Genomic DNA, 5,767 nt, shown 5'->3' with positions numbered 1-5,767 from the left:
TGATGGCAGAGAGGTCACACCCGTTCCCATACCGAACACGGAAGTTAAGCTCTCTAGCGCCGATGGTAGTTGGGACCTTGTCCCTGTGAGAGTAGGACGTCGCCAAGCAAGCTTAAGACGAGTCAGAATGACTCGTCTTTTTTGTGTTTTATAAAAATAAGAATGGCTGGTAAATCTCAGTTTATTAAAATTTCACTTTATTGTTCACATCAACAAGTTCAAAACGCTCACAGACGAGTAACATATCTTCAGAGAAATTAAGACCAATCTCATTTAGTTCCTTTGTAAAAAAACGAACATGGGTGTCTCTCCAGTAATTATAAGTACGATCTCCTTCGCCTTCAGCGATAGCGAATTCTTCGCTTACTTCATTCATTGGTGTTACAGTTACTTCTATTGTCTTAATAATAGCTACAGGTTCATCATTACTATTGAGTATAATACTATAATCATTAGTAGTCGGTAGCGATTCATTTTCTAATTCATAAAAAATGTGACCGGAGCATGTAGCTGTTTTAATACCGTCAATTACTAGTTGTGCAAGATAATTAGGGGCATCCCCAAATTGCCAAGCTGTAACAGATTCTGGTTTTTTGTTGTTTCCCCAATAAGTATCCCAATATGTCTGTGCTAATTGATTCATTTTTATCGTCACCTCACTCTAATTAATATTTAATCTCTTTATAATTCCTAGGAAATTTATTTATTTGTTATGCCTTTGTACTTATTTTTAATTTGTATCAGTGTTTTGCAAATTAAAAAGATACTATGTGGAGTGAATATAGTTTGTAAATATGTTCTGTACATATATGGGATCTTTAATTTTCCAATTGCATTTTATGATAAAGGACATAGTTACTTAAAGAACGTTCAGATTATGAATGGTAGTTTATTATCACTATGCCATATTGAAGTGAGTAATACTAGAGTTGAAATAGATAAAAAAACTGATATTCTAAATTGAATATCAGTTTAATAATATGTGACTTATATGAATCTATAGCAATACGAAAAGCGTAAATAAGATAGCCAACAAAATACGGTAGTATGCAAAAGGTTTTAAACCTATCTTCTCTAAAAGCTTTAGAAAAGTTACTACTGCTAGCATCGCTACTATAAAAGAGGTAATGAATCCTACCGCGAACATAGGGATGTCATCGACACTTAAATACTTCCAACTTTTTAGTAAGTCTAAGCCTGTTGCCCCAATCATTACAGGAAGAGCTATTAGAAAAGAGAATTCAGATGCAGTCTTATAATTTACTTTTGCTAATAGACCTCCAGAGATAGTAGAGCCAGCTCTAGAGAAGCCAGGGTATACCGCTAAGCACTGAAATAATCCGATTGTTAAAGCTTGACGGTATGTTAAATCGTCCAGTGAATAGGCTGCTGCCTCTTTCTTTTTTACTTCTGCAAAGATCATAAGAATTGCCCCTGCTATAAGTCCAATCACAACAGTGTATGGCTGGAATAAGTATGTTTTAATAATATCATGTAGTAGCAAACCAGCAACCACTGCCGGAAATACGCCAAGAAATACATGGAACGCGTTGAATTTTTTTTCTTTCTGTATAAGAGGTTTAATATTACATAAAGAAACGAGACGTTTATGATATAAAATTGCAATAGCTAAAATTGCGCCTAGCTGAATAACAATTTCAAACGTTTTTGCTCTTTCTCCCTCAAAGCCTAATAAATGCCCGACTAATATAAGGTGGCCAGTAGAAGATATAGGTAAAAATTCAGCTAATCCTTCTACAATACCGAGTATGAAGGCAATAATGATATCGCTCATAGTTTCACTCCTATACATTAATGAATGTCTACTTTTTTAAAATAGAATAGTGTTGCAATAAATCCGGAAATTGTCGTTACTGCAATGATGATATAAGAATACTCTGGTGGATATGTCGGTTGTAATTCGTTATTTGCGATATCTAGAGTAGCGGTCCACGGAAATAAATCTTTATGCTTGGAGTTTACGAGCATAAGATTAGTCATTGTAATAATGACTGTTAATATGATGGGTGGTACATAGCTCTTCATTACAAGAGTTAGTAGCACAATAGGTGAAGACAATAGAAAGAGAAGTCCACCACATATTAAAAATTCTAGGAAAGAACCTAAAAGTAAAGAAATGTTAAAACCAGGGAAGTTCCCCAATAGCCCTAATATTAAAGTAAGTGCCCAAGCGACTAAAGTTAGCATCATAATCCAAAGAAAGAGAATGATGAATTTACTTGTAATAAAGCTAATGCGTGACACGGGGATAGTTAGTAAATTTTTCAGTGTATCTTCTGTATATTCGCGGGTAAGCAAATAAGCAACCACTACTCCATATAAGGGGAATCCTATAACTAAAGTAGTATATAAGTTAACGTCAGTAAATAATTGATCGAACCAAATAGTTGGAGTTGGCTGTTTTGTTTTTATATGTATATAAGAGGCTACTACAACTAAGAAAGGTGCGACACCAGCACCAATAATGCTAATTAAAAACATATTAGAGCGTTTTAGTTTTAAGAGTTCTGTATAGAGTAGATTAACCAATTGTTCCACCTCCAACTAGTTTGGTGAAATAATCTTCTAGTCTATCTTCACTTATCATCATTTTTAATACTTCAATATCATTAAGAACGAACGTTCTGTTTACGTATCCTTGTTGTCCAAAATGAGAGTAAATACGAATATTTCCTTCATCATGTACTTCATAATCAAAAATTTGAAGATGATTTTCTAATAACATCACAGCTTTATCGTCATTATTCACTTGAAACTCTATGTACTTACGGTTTGCTTTGCGCAGCGTATCAAGAGAAACTTCTTCTAGTAACTTTCCTTCATGAATAATTCCGATACGATCGACTAACTGTTCTACCTCGGCTAATATGTGACTAGAAATGAGTATTGTTATATTTCTTTCTTGAGCTAAAGAATGAATAAGTTTTCGCATTTCTTTAATACCAATAGGGTCTAGTCCGTTAGTTGGTTCATCTAATATGAGTAGCTCAGGATAATGGAGAAGAGCACGTGCAATTCCTAAGCGTTGCTTCATTCCTAAAGAATACTTTCCTACTAACTTTTTTGTCTCATGCTGCAAGCCTACTATTTCTAATGCTTCTTCGATAGCATTCTTTTTGTGAACCCCAATTATCTTTGCATTAATTAATAGGTTTTCTTTTGCAGTTAAGTTTTCATAAAATCCTGGAACTTCAACTATAGAACCAATTCTGCTTAAAATATCTTTTTGATTTTGGAATAAGTTCTCTCCGAATATTTCAATCGTTCCACTTGTAGGCTTTATAAGACTAAGTAGCATACGAATGGTTGTTGTTTTACCAGCACCGTTGCGGCCGATGAAGCCATAAATCTCCCCTTGTTGAACATTAATATTTAAATTATCTACTGATTTTTGATTGCCATATACTTTAGTAAGGTTAGTCGTTTTTATAATTGTATTTATAGGAGACACCTGCTTTCTATAAGTTCTTACTTACATCATAAAAAGGAAGGCTTAACTGCATATTAATCATTTCTTAACTATTTCTTAAAAGTATTGTGCTTTGGAATAGAAAAGCCAAAAGTAGTTCGTTTCCATGGAGTACTTTCAACCCATATATGTCCACCGTTTTTCTCAACAAGCGCTTTGGAAATAGAAAGCCCGAGACCGCTACCACCAAATGAAGAGTTTCTTGATTGTTCGCTTCGGTACATTCGCTCAAATACGTTTTGTAAATCATGTTTTGGAATACCAGGGCCTTGATCCCAAATATGAAGTTCGTATTCTGCATCAGCTTCTAGCAATTCGACTCCTATTGTTTTCCCATCCTTTCCGTAATAAATTGCATTTTTCATTAAATTACCGATAATCCGCATAATGCTTAGATGATCTGCGATGATAGGACAAGTAGATTCTGGTATGAGAATTTGCAGTTCGATGTTATGTTTTGAGAGCTCAGGTAAAAATTCAATCAAAACTTCTCTAGTAACTTCAGAAAAGTCGAGTTCTTCTTCTTTTAGTGGAAATTCATTAGCGTCTAGCTTCGCCATATTGAATATTTCATCAACTAGGTGCTTTAAGTTATTTGATTTCATATAGAGTATTTTAAGATATTCTTGTTTTTCTATTTCAGAAGCAGCAACTCCGTCTTTCAAAGCATCTATATATCCGATAATGGAGGTGAGTGGTGTTCGTATATCGTGGGAGATACTAGACAAAAGTTGTTTTCTGGATTCCTCGGATCTTTTGGCTTCAATTTGAACCTGCTCTAATTTACCTATTAGCTCGTTTATTGAAAAAACGATATTATGTAATGAGTGGTCATTGCTTGTGAATAATCTCGTTTGTAAGTTTCCTTTTAGTACACGACTTAATTTAGTATCCATTGCTTTGCGATGTTGAATGAATTGTATTCTTGAAAAGAAGAGATAAATTGTAATTAAGATAAGGATAATAAATAAAGACATTTTTATTCTTGGATCCATTTGTATGTTTAAAATCCCGCAAATGATAAGTTGTAATGAAATCAGGAAGAGGGTTTTATCAGTCTTCAAGCTTTTCACCTACAAACTTATAACCAATTCCCCATATAGTCTGAATGAATTTTGGATTGGAAGGGTCAATTTCTATTTTCTTTCTAAGTTTTCGAATATGTACCATAACGGTATTGTCATCTTCTATATAATTATCGTCCCATACATTTCGGAAGAGCTGTGTTTTTGTAAATACTTGCCCTGGGTTTGAAGTAAAGAATTTTAACAGTTCCAGTTCTTTTCCGGTTAAGCTAATTTCTTCTTTGTTTGTATGAACTGTGTATGTATTTAAATTGATAGTTAGTCCTTTAAAAGATAAAGTTGTTTTTTCTTGAGCAGTATTGTTACTTCCGAGAACTAAAAAACGCCGCATAAGAGCTTTTACTCGTGCAATTACTTCGTGAATGCTGAAAGGTTTCGTAATATAATCATCAGCACCAATGCTTAAACCTAAAATTTTATCAACTTCGTGATCTTTAGCGGTGAGCATTAATATAGGTACGTTAGTTTTATCTCTAAGTTTTTTACATACCTCGATTCCATCTATTTTGGGCATCATAAGATCTAGTATAACGAGGTTATAGTTATTTTGATTAAATAAATGTAAGGCTTCTTCGCCGTTGATTGCAGTGTCTACCATGTATAATTCTCGTTCTAAATATATTTTTAATAAATTTCGGATTTCTTTATCGTCGTCTGCTATAAGGATACGTATATCTTTCATATCTTCACCTGCTTCTAATAGAGTTTTATTGATAGTACAACAACTCTCTAATTATATACTAGTATTTGTTAAAATAAGGTTGCTAGTTTTGTTGGAGGAAAACGTCCACACAAGTTAAGTCTAGAGTTCAAATTAACTCGAATATATTTGGAAAAACAAATTAAAGAGAAGCAGAAGGTGTGCTCCGATAATGAAATCCTATAGAGACGTATTTAGTTAAAAGAGCATAAAAATATTAAATTGAAGTTCTTTATAAAAAGGTGTTGACGATTATGCTTTAGAGGTGTAATATAGAACAAGTCGCCGATGACAATAACGTCGCAAGCGACAAACGAAATAAAAAACTTAGTTGACATTGAAAGATGAAAATGTTAACATAAGGAAGTCGCAAATGAGCGGCCAAGTAGTTCTTTGAAAACTGAACGAAACAAACAACGTGAAACGTCAATTTTTATTTTAGATGCTAGACAAACTAACTTTATTGGAGAGTTTGATCCTGGCTCAGGATGA

At 33.6% G+C, this 5,767-nt stretch carries 6 protein-coding genes and 1 rRNA gene; 1 reads left to right on the top strand and 6 read right to left on the bottom strand.

The genetic code is table 11. The features are described from left to right. Nucleotides 1-108, top strand: a 5S ribosomal RNA gene (gene rrf / locus ACTFSL_RS30995); the annotation flags it as partial. A gap of 76 nt (nucleotides 109-184) precedes the next feature. Here the strand turns inward: rrf and ACTFSL_RS30990 are convergent. The 6 genes from ACTFSL_RS30990 to ACTFSL_RS30965 all read right to left on the bottom strand — a co-directional run bounded on the left by ACTFSL_RS30990 (nucleotide 185) and on the right by ACTFSL_RS30965 (nucleotide 5,257). After that, entirely contained in the window at nucleotides 185-643 is a 459-nt protein-coding gene (locus ACTFSL_RS30990) for an ASCH domain-containing protein (RefSeq protein ID WP_001072420.1), read from the bottom strand. Nucleotides 644-997: 354 nt separating this feature from the next. Beyond that, a complete protein-coding gene (uppP, locus tag ACTFSL_RS30985; RefSeq protein WP_326263739.1) occupies nucleotides 998-1,795 on the bottom strand; it encodes an undecaprenyl-diphosphate phosphatase UppP in 798 nt (265 codons plus the stop codon). A 17-nt stretch (nucleotides 1,796-1,812) separates the two neighbouring features. Next, on the bottom strand, nucleotides 1,813-2,550 hold the full coding sequence (locus ACTFSL_RS30980) for an ABC transporter permease (protein ID WP_000247711.1): 738 nt from the start codon (nucleotides 2,548-2,550) through the stop codon (nucleotides 1,813-1,815). Beyond that, complete coding sequence (locus tag ACTFSL_RS30975) at nucleotides 2,543-3,472, bottom strand: ABC transporter ATP-binding protein (RefSeq protein WP_119682860.1); 930 nt, start codon at nucleotides 3,470-3,472, stop codon at nucleotides 2,543-2,545. The genes ACTFSL_RS30980 and ACTFSL_RS30975 overlap by 8 nt, the downstream gene beginning before the upstream one ends. Before the next feature lie 68 nt (nucleotides 3,473-3,540). Beyond that, nucleotides 3,541-4,554, bottom strand: coding sequence for a sensor histidine kinase (locus tag ACTFSL_RS30970; protein ID WP_000845328.1), 1,014 nt, complete (start codon nucleotides 4,552-4,554; stop codon nucleotides 3,541-3,543). Further along, nucleotides 4,544-5,257: a response regulator transcription factor gene (locus tag ACTFSL_RS30965; protein ID WP_000651997.1), complete on the bottom strand. Its 714-nt coding sequence runs from the start codon at nucleotides 5,255-5,257 to the stop codon at nucleotides 4,544-4,546. Before ACTFSL_RS30965 ends, ACTFSL_RS30970 begins: the two co-directional genes overlap by 11 nt. Nucleotides 5,258-5,767 lie beyond the last annotated feature (510 nt).

This window comes from Bacillus cereus group sp. MYBK108-1 (assembly GCF_051917185.1).
Taxonomy (GTDB): domain Bacteria; phylum Bacillota; class Bacilli; order Bacillales; family Bacillaceae_G; genus Bacillus_A; species Bacillus_A cereus.
Note: the sequence above shows the minus strand (reverse complement) of the source record. Positions and strands in the feature narration are given on the sequence as shown.